Source organism: Corynebacterium sp. KPL1818, assembly GCF_000478135.1.
In the GTDB taxonomy this organism is placed as follows: Bacteria; Actinomycetota; Actinomycetes; order Mycobacteriales; family Mycobacteriaceae; genus Corynebacterium; species Corynebacterium accolens.
This window is the reverse complement of the sequence record NZ_KI515758.1, coordinates 848,894-864,513: the sequence shown is the minus strand read 5'-3', so window position 1 is coordinate 864,513 and position 15,620 is coordinate 848,894. Positions and strand designations below refer to the sequence as shown.

Sequence of the window (15,620 nt, the reverse complement as noted above, 5' to 3'; positions counted from 1 at the left end):
CTGTGAGTTCCCAGGGAATCTCCCAGATGCCAGCGCCGAACCGAGGAGGTGCTAGCCCTGAGGTTGGCGCGCCCGCAGCGTCCTGCCGGTCGCGGTATCTTCAGCGGCCAGCTGACTTGGGGTGGCATCCGCGATGATCTGCCCGCCGTCTGCACCGGCGCCAGGGCCCATCTCAATGATGCGGTCCGCGCTGGCCAGAACGTTGAGATCGTGTTCGATGACGATCACGGTATGCCCGGCATCGACAAGCTTGTGCAGCTCCGCATTGAGCAGGGCAATATCGGCCGGGTGCAGGCCGGTGGTGGGCTCATCCAGCATGTAGACCGTGTGCCCGCGCCGCGAGTTGCGGGAGCGCTGCAATTCCGTGGCGAGCTTGATGCGCTGCGCCTCGCCACCGGAAAGCTCCGGTGCGCCCTGCCCTAAGCGGAGGTAGCCCAAGCCCACGGCCTGCAGCGTGGCGATGGCGCGATGGATCTTTGGTTCCTCAGCAAAGAACTCTGCGGCCTCATCCACGGTAAGCTCCAGCACCTCTGCGATGCTGCGCCCGTGCCAGGTCACCTCGAGGGTCTCATCGTTGAAGCGGGCACCGCCGCATTGCGGGCAGGTGGTATAGGAACCCGGCAAAAAGACCAGTTCTACTTCGATTTTTCCTGCGCCACCACAGGTGGGGCACTGGCCCTGCTTGACGTTGTAGGAAAAGCGCGAGACCGTCCACTTGCGCTCCTTGGCCTCCGGGGTGGAGGCAAAGAGCTTGCGCACGTTATCGAAAAGGCCGGTATAGGTGGCCAGCGTGGACCGCGGGGTGCGGCCAATGGGCTTTTGGGAAATCTGCACCAGACGGGAGACCTTATCCAGGCCCTCTACCCCGGCAAGCGAGAACTCGTGGCCGCCCTCGTCTGCATCATCTTTATCCTCATCCGCCACGGCGGTGGCGGATTCCTTGAGGGTTTCTGCCAGCACGGTGCTTACCAGCGTCGACTTGCCGGAACCCGAGACCCCGGCAACAGCGGTAAATTGCCCCAGGCCAAAGTCCACATCGAGCCCGTCGATGCTGCGCGCAGAAATGTCGTGGAGGCGGAGGTGGTTGGAGGGGGTACGGGGGGCATCGGCAAGCGCGAGCTCACGCTGCGCCAAGGCGCGGGCGGTGGGGGTATCGGCGTCGTAGTCCTCGACCGGACCGGAATAGACCACCTTGCCGCCGCCCTCGCCGGCGTAGGGGCCGACGTCCACGAGCCAATCCGCCTGGGCCACCAGATCCATATCGTGTTCTACCAGCAGCACCGAATTGCCGGCGTCAATAAACCGGCGGCACATGTCCAGCACCGCCCCGCGCTCATCGGGGTGCAGGCCGGCAGACGGCTCATCGAGCACATAGGCCACGCCAAAGAGGCCGGAACGCAGCTGGGCGGCTAGCCGAATGCGCTGCAATTCACCCGCCGAAAGGCTCTGGGTGGGCCGGTCCAAGCTGAGGTGCGCCAGCCCCAACTCTAGGGCAGAAGTCAGCGCCGGCAGCACCTGTTTGAGCAGCAGATCCTCTGCGGAGTTTTCCTCCGGTTCCTGCGCGCTGAGCACCTCATAAACCTGGTCCAGGGGCAGCGCGCCCAGCTTATCGATGCTCATTCCCGCATACGTCACCTTGAGCGCCCGCGGGTTCAACCGGCGGCCGTGGCAGGTATCGCACTCGCGGGATTCCATGAAGGACAACGTGCGCTTGCGCAGCGATTCTGATTGGGTCTCCTGCAGCGTCTTGGTGAGGTAGCTGGCTACCGAGCGCCACGTGCCCTCATAATTGCGCTGGATCTGGTCCGCGCCGCGCAAGGGCTTCACAGTGACCACGGGGCGTTCTTCCGTAAATAGGATCCAATCGCGATCTTCCTGCGGCAGGTCTTGCCAAGGCGAATCCAGGTCATAGCCCAAGTTCATGAGGATATCGTGAAAATTCTTGCCCGCCCACGCACCGGGCCAGGCCTTAATGGCGCCTTCCTCAATGGACAAGGTGGGATCGGGCACCATCGATTGCTCGGTGGGCTCGTGCACCACGCCCGCGCCCTGGCACTGCGGGCACATGCCCTCTGGGGTATTTGGTGAAAAGGCATCCGAGTAGAGGCCCTCAGGGTTATCCCCGGCGCGCGAGTACAATAAGCGCACGCTATTAGATAGCGCGGAGACCGTGCCCACCGTGGAGCGCGCCCCGCCGCCAGAGGTGGATTGCTGCAGCGCCACCGTGGGCGGCAAACCCTCCACTTGGCTTACCTGTGGGTCCACCGCGGAGCTAATGAGCCGGCGCGCAAACGGCGCCACCGATTCCAGGTAGCGGCGCTGCCCTTCCCCGTGGATGGTGCCAAAGGCCAGGGAGGACTTTCCGGAACCGGAGACTCCCGTCACCGCCACGAGTTGGCCGCGCGGCATATCCACATCGACGTTGCGCAGGTTGTGTAAGTGGGCATCGCGAACCTTGATTGTCATGACCACAATCCTACCCGCGCACCAGCTTCCTAAGGCAACGCTTCGGCCCGCCACCCCCGCCGCGAATTGCCTACCGATCTGTCTACCACTCAGCCCGCCCAAGAATTAATTTCACGCCTGCCCGGGGTGTTCCGGCTGGCGAGCGCGCCCTGCCAGCACCAAGCTGCCGCCGGTGCATATTTCGCCGACACTCTTGCTGATAGACTTCATTGTCTATTATGACGATTCCGCTTGGTCTATAAGCTAGAAGGTAGGGCTCCGCGTTGACCGATAACACTTCATCCATCGCGCTGATTGGACTTGGCCCCCGCGGCATTTCCGTCCTCGAGCGCCTCGTGGCACAACTCAATACCGTGTCCCACCCGCCAGAGAAGCTAACGCTGCACCTTATCGATGATGCCCAGCACGGCGGCGGCAAGATTTGGGATATCAACCAGCCCAAATACCTGTGCATGAATACCTTCGCGCACGGCATGACGCTGTTTTCTGAGCCCAACTCCACGGTGGAGGCCCCAGTGGTGGAAGGCCCCACCATCTACGAGTGGATCCGCCTGACGCTTGGCGGTGCCCACGTGTCCCCCGGCGCCCGCGATTACGTCGCCGCCCATCCGCTGGATCCGCAGGTGCTTGAGGAATTCGGCCGCGCAGAACTGGAGAAGCTGCGCCCCGAATCCTATTTGCCGCGCGCGCTATACGGCCACTACATCCTGTGGGTCTTCCGCTCCGTCTTGCAGGATGTACCAGGCTGGGTAGAGGTCAAGCAACACCACGCCCGCGTGGTGGATATTGCTTCCCGCGATGGCGCGGATATTTTGTACCTCACCGACGACACCACCGTTGAAGCAGGCTCCACCTTGGCGGTTACGGGCTGGCAGAACCAGGGTTATACCGAAAACGAGCGGTGGATTCTCAGGATCTTGGAAGAAAACCCCAGCCTGCGCTGGATCCGCGCCGATAACCCCATTGACCAGGGCGTTGACTCCATTAAGGACAATGAGAAGGTCCTCGTGCGCGGGCTTGGCATGGGCTTTTTCGATATCCTCATCCTGTCTACGGTGGGCCGCGGCGGTAAATTCGTCGAGGATTCCTCCAAGCCTTGGGGCATGCGCTATGAAGCCACCGGCACCGAGCCCACTTTTGCGGCCGCCTCCCGGCGCGGCTATCCCTTCCTGCCGCAATCCGATGAAGGATCGCTGCCACCGGCAGCGAAAATCCCGCGCCTGAAAAAGGTCGTCGCCGAGCTGTCCCACCGCACGGGCCCGCGCTCCATCAACTATGACACTGAGGTGTGGCCTGCAGTCGCCCGCGATGCCTACCAGGCCTATATCGATACCCTCGTCCGCGTCGAGCCGGAGAGCCTGCGCACCTCCCGCGAGGACATCATTGCCGCCCTCGATGCCACCCCGGTGGATGCAGGGGTGGCCTATAACGGCCTAGCCCAACTGGATGAGGTCATTAAGCGCCATACCACCAAGGATTTCAGCCTGCTGCGCTGGATGCACCTGCTCACGGAGGATTTTTCCAGCCAGCAGGAGCTCACCGAGCACATCGTGCAGAGCCTGTGCGAGGACCTGGCAGAGGCCCAAAAAGGCCCGGATAGTCCGGTGCGCGCCGCCCTGTGGTCGGTCGGTTTCTCCCGCAAACCCACCCAGGTCCTCGGCGCCGAGGGTCGCTATACCTTGGAGTCGCGCCACCACATGTTTGATAAGGCCATTACCTTGGGCCAAACCACGTGCTCCGGCCCGCCGCCCTTCCGCACGCAGCAATTGCTGGCGCTTGTCGATGCCGGCATCGTCAGCTTCGTCGGCGGCAACCCCGTCTTGGGCACGAATGCCGATGCCGACGAATGGACCATGAGCTCCAGCGCATCCGGCGGCAAGCGCATCCCGGGCACCACGCTTCTCGATGCCTGGGTACACAAGCCCGACATCCGCCGCACCCCTCACGATTCCTTCATGCACTCCCTCGTGGAATCCGGGCGCGTGCGCGCGTTTACGGAAACCGCAAGCGATGGCATCGAGGTACCCACCGGCTCGCCTGCTGAGGACCCCGATACCCGCCAGGTCCACAACGCCGACGGCACGGTGGATAAGCGCCTGCACCTCGTGGGAATCCCCGCCCACGCCGAGTACCCGGATACCACCTTGGCCCCGCCCATTCCGGGCACGGATTCGTGGTTCATCCAGGAAGCCGATAAGGCCGCCGTGCACGCGGCCCAGGTAGCACTCGCGGGGCAAGCGTAGCTAGCAGCGAGGGGGCAGGCAACCGCCTGCCCATTACGCTGTTAGCAGTTCCGTTCAGAGGAGCCCAGGATTCATACTCCTAGCCCCATGCTGGGGCAGGTTATGTTTATCTGCGTTCGGACCTGACCCCCATTTGGTGGACACCTGATATCCAGCCCAGTCGGGCTGGAAGAAAGGTAATCTACCACCATGTCCAGGTACTCCGAACAGTTCAAACGCGATGCCGTGGCCCTCTACGAAAACAATGAGGACCTCTCACTGAACTCAGCATCAGCAGAGCTCGGTATCAACCGTGCCTCGCTGCATTCTTGGATCAAGAAGTACGGCACCGGCAAACGTGCCCGCATAAAAGCAGTGCATGATAAAGCCCAAGCGGCGAATGATTTTGAGCGAATCCGCCAGCTGGAAAAAGAGAACGCGCGGCTGCGCGAAGAACGCGACATTCTGCGTAAGGCCGCGAAGTATTTTGCCGAAGAGACTCACTGGTGATCCGCTTCCAGTTTGTCGATGACCACCGAACCGAGTACTCGGCTCACACGGATGTGCCACGTGTTAAAGCTGAATCGTTCCTCGTTTTACAAGTGGGTGAGCACCCGTAAAAAACGCAGGTTAAAGATGTGTTCCGATGCCCTTATTGGTGCAAGAATAAAGACCATCTTTGAAGTGTCCCAGGTTTTGTTCCGTTTGAGTAGATGGGAAAATCTGGAACATGCCAAGAAAATTTGACCAAGATGCAAAGGACCGTGTGGTCCGTCTTGTAGAAGACCGCATCGTGGCGGAAAACATGTCGATGCACCCCGCGCGCCAGGCAGTAGCTCCAAAGCTGGGGGTTTCATGGCACACGGCTCGTCAATGGACTCAACAGGCCCGCCGTGCAGGAAACACCCCAGAACCTGTACCTGAAGATTTGGCCGCCGAAAATGCCAGGCTACGCCGTGAAAATCACCAGCTTCGAGATACCAATGAGTTGCTGAAGGCTGCGTCAGCTTTTTTCGCGTCGGAACTCGACCCAAAACGTTAAGAAATGATCCGGTTCATCGATAAATACCGGAATTATTTCTCTGTCGAGTTCATCTGTAAGACGTTGAAAAATAACCGGGCTGGTGGGTTTATCACCTCGCGTGGTTATCGCCAGTCCAAAGCCCGTGGGTTAAGTGCTCGTCGACTTCGTGACGGCGTGCTGGTTGAACGCATTAGTGCTGTTCATAGAGATAATTACGGTGTCTTAGGTGTGCGGAAAATGTGGCATGCGCTTCGCCGTGAAGGAATCGATATCGGTCGTGAACAAACCGCTCGGTTGATGCGCCTAGCTGGTGTTTCTGGCAAAGGCACAGGCGGATCACCAATTACAACCCGAAAAGCTCACGTGCCTGATTTGCGCCCGGATTTGGTCGAGCGTGAATTTAAAGCCCGGGGCCCGAATAAGCTGTGGGTGGCCGACATTACCTACGTGCGCACGAAGAAAGGCTTTGTGTATGCCGCGTTTGTCACCTACGTTTACTCCCGACGGATCGTTGGGTGGGCGTTATCAGACTCGATGCGCACCGAAGCACTGCCGCTGCAAACTCTCAACCAGGCAACCCAAGTGTGCTGAGGAAACAACAGGTCTCATTCACCATTCGGATCACGGATCGCAGTATGTCAGCGTGGTCTACAACGAGCGACTTGCCCAGCACGGCATTGCCGCTTCCACCGGAAGTGTCGGTGACTTATATGACAATGCTCTGGCTGAAAACGTTAACGGCCCCTCACAAGAACGAGTTGATTCATACCCGCAGGTGGGATGACGTTGTCGAGGTAGAAATCGCGACGTTCGAGTGGGTGTCATGGTGGAACGAGACAAGGCTCCACCAAAGCCTGGGATACCGAACCCCGGTCGAGGTCGAAACCGAGTTTTGGAAGCAGAACCCGCCACAGGCAATAATAGAAATCAAGGCAAATGCCTAGGAACAAAACTCGGGGCACTTCACTTCCCGGCACAACAAGGTCAAATTTTTCTTGGCTACATTCCCGGAGTAGGGCCAGGGCCCATGGATCGGAAATGCTCCCGTCTTCGTTAGCTGAGATGGCATACGGCGGGTTAGCAGTAGCAACCTCTACGTCCCTTTTTTGGCGCAGGGTTGCCACCAGATCGGCGCCACTTGAAGAATCATCAACTACTAATATTTTCATTTTTCCGTGTTCCCCACATTGCTTGGCTTATGGTTATTGCCACAATGAGCATCAACAAAGTTAACTGAATTGGTTCGACTTGAGAGCCCAATGCCACCTCGGTAGCCATCACCACGGCCGGAAGGGCCGCGATGATCAGTGCCGAGATGAAAGGCGGCGCTAAGGTAATTCCCCACTGCAAGAGCAGGATAGGAAAAGTAATGCACATCACCGATAGCAGGACGATTGACAGGGTAGAGCCTCGAAGCATCTCCGCTTCCACGGAAAAGAAAGCCACGAGACCGCTAATAATCCAAGCTAAGTGAAACCTCACTGCTGCAATCGTGAGAACGCTGTTCCCTTGTTCAGTAGCCCAGCGCGAGGAGTAAAGCACTCCTACCGCAGAAATTCCTGCGCCTACAGCTAGAGCGAAACCCAGATAAGACTGGGGTGAACTGCTTCCCGTTCCTAGGAGGAAAAACATAGAGCCAGAACCACTACTGCAGTTGTTGACACCAATGAACTGCTGAGTCTTCTGGCCGACCAAGTCATTATTACTGCGACAATAAAAGGGCCGACTCCTGTTTCGATGACACTTGCTGCAGTGGGCTGCATCAAAGTAGTGGAAACATAGAATAAGCAGAAAGCGCCCGCAGTAAACAGATTGAGGCTTGCTGCAGTTGTCATTTTCATGGGGGGATGCGGTGTTTCCGTAGCTCGGTATTTTCTACGATAAAACGCTAAATAGACCACTGTGGAGATAATCGCCGCGATAAGAAACGCTGAAAACGTAGTAAAAGTAGATAGCTCTGGGTCTACTTGGGCTCCGACTATCGCAGTGCCGATTCCTTGCCATAGGACAGCTAGGGCTACGATAACCGCCCCTACACCTGGTTTATTGGACTGGATCATAAAACCTTACCCTCAAAATCCGTAAAGTTAACTTAATAGGTGCTGTTGCAAAGTTGGGCGGAGAGCAGCGAAGACTCAGTTTCTCATTCCCTGACGGCCGCTGCGTGTGGGCGTTGTTAGGCCATCTCGAAGACCCGGTTGACGATCACCGCGTCCGGGTTCGGTTGCCCGTAGGCAAACATCGTACCTAGCCCTTTCCGCAATGAGTGCATCGCCTCCATCCCTTTCAACGTCCGATATGCAGATGTCCGGTTCTTAAACGCGCCTTTCGGCCCGAGAATCCGCTTCAGCCGACCATGGTCGCCTTCCAGGATGTTGTTGAGGTATTTCACCTGCCGGTGTTCCACTGTTGGCGGGCAGATTCCCTCTGACTTCAACTCGGCGATTGCCCTGGCTAGGGAGGGTGATTTATCGGTGTTGATCACTCTGGGATACCCGGCTGACGCATTGGATCTGAGGGCCTTGGCCAGGAAACGCTTCGCTGCGGCCACGTTCCGCTTCGGAGATAGGTAAAAGTCCAGGGTCTGGCCACCGGCGGTGATCGCCCGATAGAGGTAGCACCACCTGCCGCCGACCCGGATATAGGTCTCATCCACCCGCCAGGAACTGGCCTGCCAGTCAGGTACCTGCCGGTACCACCGTGTTTGCTTTTCCAGCTCAGGGGCGTATTTCTGGACCCAGCGGTAGATCGTGGTGTGATCGACCGGCACGGCCGGCTCGGTCATCATTTCCTCCAGATCGCGGTAGCTCACCCCGTAGCGGCAGTACCACCGCACTGCCCGCAGAATGATGTCACGGGGGAAATGACGACCGGAGAAGATACCCATGGCTGTGATTATTTCACCTCGCTCTTCCTACTGCCCCAACTTTGCAACAGCACCCAGCAACCTAAAGTCAACACACCCCCAACAAACCCACCCACGAAGTTGACAACCTATATAGGAACATCCTCTCGCTCTAGCCGTTTTCGAGCAGCCCAAGGAGCCGTTCGCGCAGCTCATTTTTGCGCTCCACTACCGCGGAGTCATCGCTGCCGCTGCGCGGGCGGGGCAGCCCAACTTCAATGTCCTCGATGATGGTGGCCTCTGGCCCCGGCGACATGACCACAATGCGATCCGAGAGCAATACTGCCTCATCCACGTCGTGGGTGACCATGACCACCGTGCGGCGGTTTTCTTCCCACACATTTAGCAGCAACGACTGCAGCTGGCGGCGGGTTAGCGCATCCAATGCGCCGAAGGGTTCATCGAGCAATAAGATATCCGAGCCGATGGCGAAGGCGCGCGCCAAACCGACGCGCTGCTGCATGCCTCCGGATAACCGCGACGGGCGCCGGTCGGCCGCATGGCCCAAGCTGACCTCGTCGAGGAAGTCCTGCGCAATCTTGCTGCGCTCTGCCTTCGATAGCTCCGGGCGGGCCGATCGCAGCCCGAATTCGATATTCCCGCGCGCCGTCATCCAGGGCAGGAGCGCGTGATTTTGAAATACCACGCCGCGGTCAGGACCTGAGCCGGTCACGGCCTCTCCTCGCGCGCGCACCTCGCCGGTAGAGGGGAATGCCAGGCCCGCGATCATATTCAGCATGGTGGATTTGCCGGAGCCCGATGGCCCCAGCACGGACACGAACTCGCTTTCCCCAATGGATACTGAAGTTTCCCCAATGATCTTCGTTGGGCCGTAGCTTTTGGTAATACCAGCAAATTCGATATGGGCATTAGTCATAGCGCACCACTTTCTGCAGGGAAGCAACGAGGTAATCCAGGGCCAATCCGATAACACCGATAAGCACGATGACCACAACGATGGCGTCAATATCGAGGCGGTTCCACATATTCCAGACAAAGAAACCGACGCCCTGCCCGCCGACGAGCATTTCCGCGGCCACGATGACCAACCAAGCGGTCGATAGCGATTGCCGCATGCCGGTGATAATCCCCGGCAGCGCAGCCGGCCCGACGATATAGAGGAGCTGCTGCATCCGGTTCGTGCCGAGCGTGGCCGCCAGGTTCTTATACGTGGGGTGAATCCCGCGAACCGCCTCGATGGTATTGAGCAGCGTCGGCCACAAGGCGGAGAGGATGATGACGAAGACGGCGGTATTTTCGGCATCGCGAAGCAGTGCCAGGCCTAGTGGCAGCCACGCCAGCGGGGACACGGGGCGCAGGATCTGGACAAAGGGATCCGTCGCGCGGCGGAAGGTAGCAGAAGATCCCAGCCAAAAGCCCAGCGGAATGGCTATCACCATGGCGATGGCAAAGCCGATGAGCACGCGGCGCAGGGAAGCCACCATGTGCCAAAAGATGCCCACCGAGGCCGGCCCATCCCGGTAGAAGGGATCAGAGAGTATCTCCACGGCCCTGTCCCAGGTGCGCGCGGGAGTGGGGGCGATATCGGAAAGCCAGCCCGCAGCCGCGACCGCCTGCCAGATGGCGATGAAGGCAATGAAAAGCGCAATACCCAGGCCTATTGCCTTCCACGGGCTCTCCCGCCGCTTCTTCCGGCTGGCGGTGCGGCCCGAATGGAGCGCTGCGGTGTGAGTGCCAGTGGAGTGCGCTGTGCTGGTGCTAGTGCTGTGATTTTTCAGTGTGGTCATAAGCGTGGGGGTCCTTAACGCTGGTATCCGGCGGTGGGGTGCAGGGGATCGAAGGTATGGCCGTTGATTTCCACTGGGTCCGTAGTGAGATCGGCCTCGCGCGGCAAGACGGATTTTGTGACGTCTATGAGCGCTTGATCATCCATCGGCATTGCCTTTCCGCCCAGATCCCAGCGGGCCATTTGGGCGGCCATCCACGTAATTGCGGTGGCAGAGGTGCTGCCGCCGAACTTAATCATCTGTGGATCCACCAGTTCTTTGCCGTCCCAGGTGGTGTAATTTCCGGCCAACGCCCGCGAGATCAGCTCTTCCTTCTGGTTCAGGTACTTCTCCTTGGCCAGCATGGAGGCCGAATCGTGGACGTGGTGCGGGCTATCGACGTACTGCGCGCCTTCGTGCAGCGCCGCGACTACGCGGTCGCGCACGCCCCGGTCCACTTCCTTTGCCACGGCCACCGAGCAACACGGGTGGTTATCCCACATCTGGCGGGTGGGCACAAAGGCCCGGCCCGATCCGGTAGTCAGGGCGCGCTGATTGAAAGGTTCTGGGCCAATGAAGCCGTCGATGGTGCCTACCGAAAGTTGCGCCACCATATCGGCCGGGCGCAAGAGGCGCAGCTCCACATCGGAGACCGGATCGACCCCGCCGGCCACGAGGTAATCGCGCAGCAAGAGGGCATGCACGGAGTATTCAAAAGGTATGCCCAGGACCATGCCCTTCAGATCCGCGGGCCGCGACACGGTATCCAGGTGGGAAGTGGACAAGGTCAGTGCCTGCCCATTGGTGTTTTGCGTAAAGGCCAACTCGGTGGGCCGGGAGGCATTGGTGGCACCGGCATCGATGGCCAGCGGCATGGGCGAGAGCATGTGCGCCACGTCTAAGGCGCCGGTGGCATAGGCGGTCCAGAGATCTGCCCATCCCGCGAATTTGCGCAGCTCAACGTTGAGGCCCTGCTTTGCAAAGGCGCCCAGCCCGTCGGCGGCGACCAGCGGGGACGCGCACGCGATGGGCACGAATCCGATGGTGAGGGTTTCCCCGCCCCGCCCGGATGTCCCGGACTGAGCCTTGTCCTCCTGTCGCGGCGAGGAACACGCAGAGAGCACCTGCGAGCCCACTGCTACTCCGCCCATTGCTACTGCACTGCGCAGTATCTGCCGTCGCGACAGCTTCAGATCGTGAACCATGCGTTCTTTCTTAACTAGACCAAGTGGTTTGTTCAGAACGAACCTAGGCTAGGCGCACTACGGTGTCAATTTCTAAATTCACAGGTCAGCAAATGCGGTGCACACATTTATATTCACTCTAGACCTGGCATTCTCTACAAAATAGACCCCTTGTTCTAGATTTATATTTGCCTTCGCGTTACCATGGCGCCATCAGTTAATAAACATCTGATACAAGGAGCAATTTAATGTCTGATCTCACCCCAAACCACAACGAAGGCGACGCTCTCGAGCCCATTGATGGCGAGAAGCTCAACGACCTAGCACAGAAGAACATCGACAACCCTGAGGGTGCCAAGAAGCACGTCCGCACCCACACCGAGGCTGACGGTTTCTTCCGCAATAACACCACCGTGCGCGACCACACCATCAAGGTGGGCGAGCCTTTGCCGCTGCTTGGCGATGACTCCGCCCCCAACCCCACCGAGGTCGCCCAGGCCGGTCTTGGCGCCTGCATCAACGTTGGCATCCAGGCCATCGCTCAGCACCGCGGCGTCACCCTGACCAAGCTGGAGCTCGACATCGTCGGCGACATCGACCTCTCCCCAACCTGGGGCGTTGGTGACTTGGGCGAGGACAAGCGCCCAGGCGTTTCCAACGTCAACGTTAAGGTCGACATCGACGGAGACGCCGACCAGGAAACCCTGCAGAAGATCGTGGACGACGCCATCAAGTGGTCCCCGGTTGTTAATACCTACACCCGCCCGGCCAACCTCACCCACGAGTTGGTCTAAGGTTTAGATAGATAAAAGCGCCTGGCAAGTGCCAGGCGCTTTTCTTATGCTTTAGGAGCGACTACAGGAATTGCCACGATTCCCGGAGGCGCCCGAACCACCACTCACGGCGGCTGGCCGGGGCGGCCAAGGAGGACAAGCGGTCCGGTTCTGGGGCAAGGATCTCGGCGCGCAGATGGCCGTCATGTAGCTGGCGGGGCGCGGTGACATCTTCTTCGAAAAGGCTGCCCGTTGCCAGGCCCGCTGCGGCCGGGGTGACGTCGATGTCCTCATCGTCATAGATTTGCGGCAACGCCGCCACTGCCGCCAAGCCCATATTGATGCCAATAGAAGTATCCAGCGCCGAGGCCACCGTAATATCCATGTGCCGTTCACGCAGGTGCTGTGCCACCTCGAGGACGCGGCGCACCCCGCCCAGCGGCGCGGGTTTGACCACCGCCACATCGGCCGCCTGCAGATCCGCCACACGGTACGGATCCTCAACCTTGCGAATGGATTCATCCGCGGCCACGCGCACAAAAAGCCCGTTGCGCATGAGCTGCCTGCGCACCTCCACCAGTTCTTCCGCGCTCGCGCAGGGTTGTTCCATGTAGTCCAACGGCATGAGCGCCTGGGCGGCCTCTACCGCTTCGGCCACACTCCAGCCGCCATTGGCATCCACGCGCAGCACCGGGATAACGCCCCGGGCACTCACGTGTTCGCGGACGGCGTGGACGCGTGCGATGTCATCGGCAAGCGTCTGGCCCTTCTCCGCCACCTTGATCTTGAACGTCCGGCAGCCGGGGTAGCGATCCACAATCGCCGGGACCTCACTGGCGGGAACGGCGGGAATGGTGGCATTGACCTCTACCCATTCGCGGACGGGCTTAGGAAAACCCTCGTAAGCGGCTTCCAACCCGGCGCGCAGCCACGCGGCCGATTCCGCGGGCCCGTATTCCAGGAACGGCGCAAATTCACCCCAACCGGCAGGCCCTTCAATCAGCAACGCCTCCCGCGTGGTGATGCCGCGAAACTTCACGGCCAGCGGGAGGGAGACTACGTGGGCGCGGTCGAGCACGTCATCAATGTTCATGGATTCATACTATCTGCCTTACTTACCCATGCCTAAGTAAGAACACTTCAGCACATACAGCCCGGTATATTCATTTTATACTAACCCCTAAAGGGGGAAATTTTCATCGCGTCAACAAATCCAGTAGATAACCAGATAAGCTGTATCTCGAGAATTGAACCTCAGTAAGCGTCGGCTCGTTTCCGGCGTTGAATGCTCCAGCCGAACCTTCGGGTTCGGCTTTTCTTAGATCTGGAAGGCTTATCCTGCCGGTGGGCCACCTCGCTGCAGCGAGGTGGCCCTCTTTCACACCTAGTCCCCATCTTGCAGAACCGGCACATCTGACATATTATACTTCACATGAGGGGTGATTAGCCCTATACAAGTAGAGAAGGATGGGTCACGTCAGATGGGCGCGGCACTAGTGAACTGGACGAGGTGGACTTGGTGCGCATCCTCTTCGAGGACGACGAACTTCAACGAATGGCCGAGGATTCCTCCTACATCCCCAAACGATGGGGTTCGGACATCATCAAGGCATATCGCAAGAAAATCCAAATCCTGAGGGGAGCCGTGGATGAACGCGACCTGCGGGCCATGCGGTCGTTACATCTGGAACAACTGAAAGGCGACCGAGCCGGGACCTCTTCGATCCGCCTGAACAAGCAGTTTCGGCTCATCCTCAAATTCGCAACGAACAGCGATGGCCGCGTGGTCATCGTTATTGAAATGGTGGATTACCACTGAGAGAAGGTGAACTCATGAATACTTCAATTGCTGCGGAGCTATTCCCGGCCGGAGAGATCCTCGCTGACGAGCTGGACGCACGCGACTGGACCCAGGCCGACTTTGCCGAGGTACTCGGACGTCCGGCACAGTTTGTCTCGGAGATTATTTCCGGAAAAAAGGAGATCACGCGCGAATCCGCAGCCCAGATCGGCGCCGCCCTGGGCACCTCCGCGGAATTCTGGCTTAACGTCCAGGACTCCTACCTGCTATGGAAGCAGTCCCAGGACGACCGTACGCAGGACAACCTCAACGCCGTGAAAACCCGCGCACAGTTACGAGAGTTAGCCCCCGTCTCTCTGCTCGTCAAGCGGGGATACATCACCGCCACCGACGTACAAAGTCAGGCATGCGAGGTGCTGAACTTATTTGGCAAGAAATCCTTTGAAGATCCCTTGGGAATAAGCTTCGCCGCCCGCCGTAGTAACCGCGAGGAAAATGTCACCGTTTTGCAGGAAGCGTGGGCGGCTTGCGTTAGAGCAACTGCCAGCGTTCTCGACGCTGTCCCCTACTCCCGTAAGGCACTAGAAGACCTCGCCCGGACGCTGTCGAGTAGAGCATGTGACCCGCAGGCGTTTGCTGAGTTCCAGACTCTGTTCGCCGAGGCGGGGGTGAAACTTGTTTATGTGGAGGCTTTTCCGGGAGCAAAACTCGACGGCTGCGCCATGATGATCGACGGACACCCCGTGATTGGCATATCGGGACGAGGGAAACGGCTCGATAAGATACTATTTACCATCCTGCATGAGACAGCCCACATATTATTGGGTCACCTTGTCGATAATGGCGAGGTCATCCTCGATGACCTATCAGATGACAGTGCCAATAATGAAGCCGAGGCAGACCAGCTGGCCAGCGAACTCGTGATCTCTAGCCCTTTACCGGCGGTTCCTGATCGTGTGCACTCATCCTGGATTAAAGAACAAGCCGGCCACTTAGGGGTTCATCCCATCGCCCTGATTGGAAGGCTTCAAAAAGAGGGTAACCTGTCGTGGAAAACCACTCTCGTGCGCAACGCTCCCACCGTCATCGCTCAGCTTGAAAGCTGGAAATCACCCCTCCCAGCCTGACTGAGATTGTAAACTTCGTTCACCCACCAGCAAGACGTTTGCCTATCGGACACTGAAAGAAATGGAAGCGATGCACTCATTGTGGAAAGGATACGGTTTGCTGACGACTCCGATGCCCAAGATTTTCTTCACTACGTTTTGAAACAGTCGTATTCGGGCCAAGGGGTGGGAACCCACCCCACAAGAAGTACTATGCACGCCGCGGACGTTACCTCATTACCGACTATCTGCAGCTAGTGAGCTAACGTGAGGAATTCCCTGCCGAGCAACCACAATGTTCTCCAGGCATAGCCGCTTTGCAGGGAGGTTGTTTCTCTAAAAACTTACCGCCCCTAGGGGGCAGGGGAACCGAAGTCTATCAGGGGTAATGAGAACTGAACCCCAGCCAAAA

14 protein-coding genes and 1 pseudogene are annotated in these 15,620 nt (G+C 58.8%); 8 read left to right on the top strand and 7 right to left on the bottom strand.

Annotation, left to right across the window (positions count from 1 at the left end):
- Positions 1–51: 51 nt before the first annotated feature.
- Complete coding sequence (locus HMPREF1261_RS04030) at positions 52–2,466, bottom strand: excinuclease ABC subunit UvrA (protein ID WP_023030073.1); 2,415 nt, start codon at positions 2,464–2,466, stop codon at positions 52–54.
- Between the two features lie 263 nt (positions 2,467–2,729).
- Here HMPREF1261_RS04030 and HMPREF1261_RS04025 point away from each other — a divergent pair, with 263 nt between their 5' ends.
- The 5 genes and pseudogenes from HMPREF1261_RS04025 to HMPREF1261_RS12985 all read left to right on the top strand — a co-directional run bounded on the left by HMPREF1261_RS04025 (position 2,730) and on the right by HMPREF1261_RS12985 (position 6,656).
- Positions 2,730–4,709, top strand: a complete 1,980-nt coding sequence (locus tag HMPREF1261_RS04025) for an FAD/NAD(P)-binding domain-containing protein (protein ID WP_023030072.1) — start codon at positions 2,730–2,732, stop codon at positions 4,707–4,709.
- Positions 4,710–4,898: 189 nt separating this feature from the next.
- Positions 4,899–5,198 carry an IS3 family transposase gene (locus HMPREF1261_RS04020; RefSeq protein WP_023030071.1) on the top strand — a complete coding sequence of 100 codons (300 nt, stop codon included), beginning with the start codon at positions 4,899–4,901 and terminating at the stop codon, positions 5,196–5,198.
- A gap of 195 nt (positions 5,199–5,393) precedes the next feature.
- Positions 5,394–5,730: pseudogene (locus HMPREF1261_RS12995) on the top strand (transposase).
- Between the two features lie 3 nt (positions 5,731–5,733).
- Positions 5,734–6,303 carry an IS3 family transposase gene (locus HMPREF1261_RS12990; protein WP_084538507.1) on the top strand — a complete coding sequence of 190 codons (570 nt, stop codon included), beginning with the start codon at positions 5,734–5,736 and terminating at the stop codon, positions 6,301–6,303.
- 44 nt (positions 6,304–6,347) lie between these two features.
- Positions 6,348–6,656 (top strand): integrase core domain-containing protein, encoded by a 309-nt coding sequence (locus HMPREF1261_RS12985; RefSeq protein WP_023030069.1) that lies wholly within the window; start codon positions 6,348–6,350, stop codon positions 6,654–6,656.
- A 205-nt stretch (positions 6,657–6,861) separates the two neighbouring features.
- On the opposite strand, the gene HMPREF1261_RS04005 is transcribed toward HMPREF1261_RS12985, so the two are convergent.
- The 5 genes from HMPREF1261_RS04005 to HMPREF1261_RS03985 form a co-directional block, all read right to left on the bottom strand.
- Complete coding sequence (locus HMPREF1261_RS04005) at positions 6,862–7,407, bottom strand: EamA family transporter (RefSeq protein WP_232207983.1); 546 nt, start codon at positions 7,405–7,407, stop codon at positions 6,862–6,864.
- A 481-nt stretch (positions 7,408–7,888) separates the two neighbouring features.
- Positions 7,889–8,599, bottom strand: a complete 711-nt coding sequence (locus HMPREF1261_RS04000) for an IS6 family transposase (protein WP_023030066.1) — start codon at positions 8,597–8,599, stop codon at positions 7,889–7,891.
- Between the two features lie 130 nt (positions 8,600–8,729).
- Positions 8,730–9,494, bottom strand: coding sequence for an ABC transporter ATP-binding protein (locus HMPREF1261_RS03995; protein ID WP_023030065.1), 765 nt, complete (start codon positions 9,492–9,494; stop codon positions 8,730–8,732).
- Positions 9,487–10,365, bottom strand: a complete 879-nt coding sequence (locus tag HMPREF1261_RS03990) for an ABC transporter permease (RefSeq protein ID WP_023030064.1) — start codon at positions 10,363–10,365, stop codon at positions 9,487–9,489. The genes HMPREF1261_RS03995 and HMPREF1261_RS03990 overlap by 8 nt, the downstream gene beginning before the upstream one ends.
- 14 nt (positions 10,366–10,379) lie before the next feature.
- The gene (locus HMPREF1261_RS03985; protein ID WP_023030063.1) at positions 10,380–11,549 is read right to left on the bottom strand and encodes an ABC transporter substrate-binding protein; all 1,170 of its coding nucleotides are present in this window, start codon (positions 11,547–11,549) and stop codon (positions 10,380–10,382) included.
- Positions 11,550–11,776: 227 nt separating this feature from the next.
- On the opposite strand from HMPREF1261_RS03985, the gene HMPREF1261_RS03980 reads away from it, so the two are divergent.
- Positions 11,777–12,322: an OsmC family protein gene (locus tag HMPREF1261_RS03980; RefSeq protein WP_023030062.1), complete on the top strand. Its 546-nt coding sequence runs from the start codon at positions 11,777–11,779 to the stop codon at positions 12,320–12,322.
- A gap of 61 nt (positions 12,323–12,383) precedes the next feature.
- Here HMPREF1261_RS03980 and HMPREF1261_RS03975 read toward each other — a convergent pair whose 3' ends face one another.
- Positions 12,384–13,394 (bottom strand): o-succinylbenzoate synthase, encoded by a 1,011-nt coding sequence (locus HMPREF1261_RS03975; protein WP_023030061.1) that lies wholly within the window; start codon positions 13,392–13,394, stop codon positions 12,384–12,386.
- A 426-nt stretch (positions 13,395–13,820) separates the two neighbouring features.
- On the opposite strand from HMPREF1261_RS03975, the gene HMPREF1261_RS03970 reads away from it, so the two are divergent.
- A complete protein-coding gene (locus HMPREF1261_RS03970; RefSeq protein ID WP_023030060.1) occupies positions 13,821–14,120 on the top strand; it encodes a type II toxin-antitoxin system RelE/ParE family toxin in 300 nt (99 codons plus the stop codon).
- Between the two features lie 14 nt (positions 14,121–14,134).
- On the top strand, positions 14,135–15,229 hold the full coding sequence (locus HMPREF1261_RS03965; protein WP_023028234.1) for a HigA family addiction module antitoxin: 1,095 nt from the start codon (positions 14,135–14,137) through the stop codon (positions 15,227–15,229).
- Positions 15,230–15,620 lie beyond the last annotated feature (391 nt).

Coding starts and splice junctions, on each gene's coding strand:
- HMPREF1261_RS04030 (WP_023030073.1), bottom strand. CDS start 2,466: ATGACAATCAAGGTTCGCGATGCCCACTTACACAACCTGCGCAACGTC.
- HMPREF1261_RS04020 (WP_023030071.1), top strand. CDS start 4,899: ATGTCCAGGTACTCCGAACAGTTCAAACGCGATGCCGTGGCCCTCTAC.
- HMPREF1261_RS12990 (WP_084538507.1), top strand. CDS start 5,734: ATGATCCGGTTCATCGATAAATACCGGAATTATTTCTCTGTCGAGTTC.
- HMPREF1261_RS12985 (WP_023030069.1), top strand. CDS start 6,348: ATGTCAGCGTGGTCTACAACGAGCGACTTGCCCAGCACGGCATTGCCG.
- HMPREF1261_RS04000 (WP_023030066.1), bottom strand. CDS start 8,599: ATGGGTATCTTCTCCGGTCGTCATTTCCCCCGTGACATCATTCTGCGG.
- HMPREF1261_RS03995 (WP_023030065.1), bottom strand. CDS start 9,494: ATGACTAATGCCCATATCGAATTTGCTGGTATTACCAAAAGCTACGGC.
- HMPREF1261_RS03990 (WP_023030064.1), bottom strand. CDS start 10,365: ATGACCACACTGAAAAATCACAGCACTAGCACCAGCACAGCGCACTCC.
- HMPREF1261_RS03985 (WP_023030063.1), bottom strand. CDS start 11,549: ATGGTTCACGATCTGAAGCTGTCGCGACGGCAGATACTGCGCAGTGCA.
- HMPREF1261_RS03980 (WP_023030062.1), top strand. CDS start 11,777: ATGTCTGATCTCACCCCAAACCACAACGAAGGCGACGCTCTCGAGCCC.
- HMPREF1261_RS03975 (WP_023030061.1), bottom strand. CDS start 13,394: ATGAACATTGATGACGTGCTCGACCGCGCCCACGTAGTCTCCCTCCCG.
- HMPREF1261_RS03965 (WP_023028234.1), top strand. CDS start 14,135: ATGAATACTTCAATTGCTGCGGAGCTATTCCCGGCCGGAGAGATCCTC.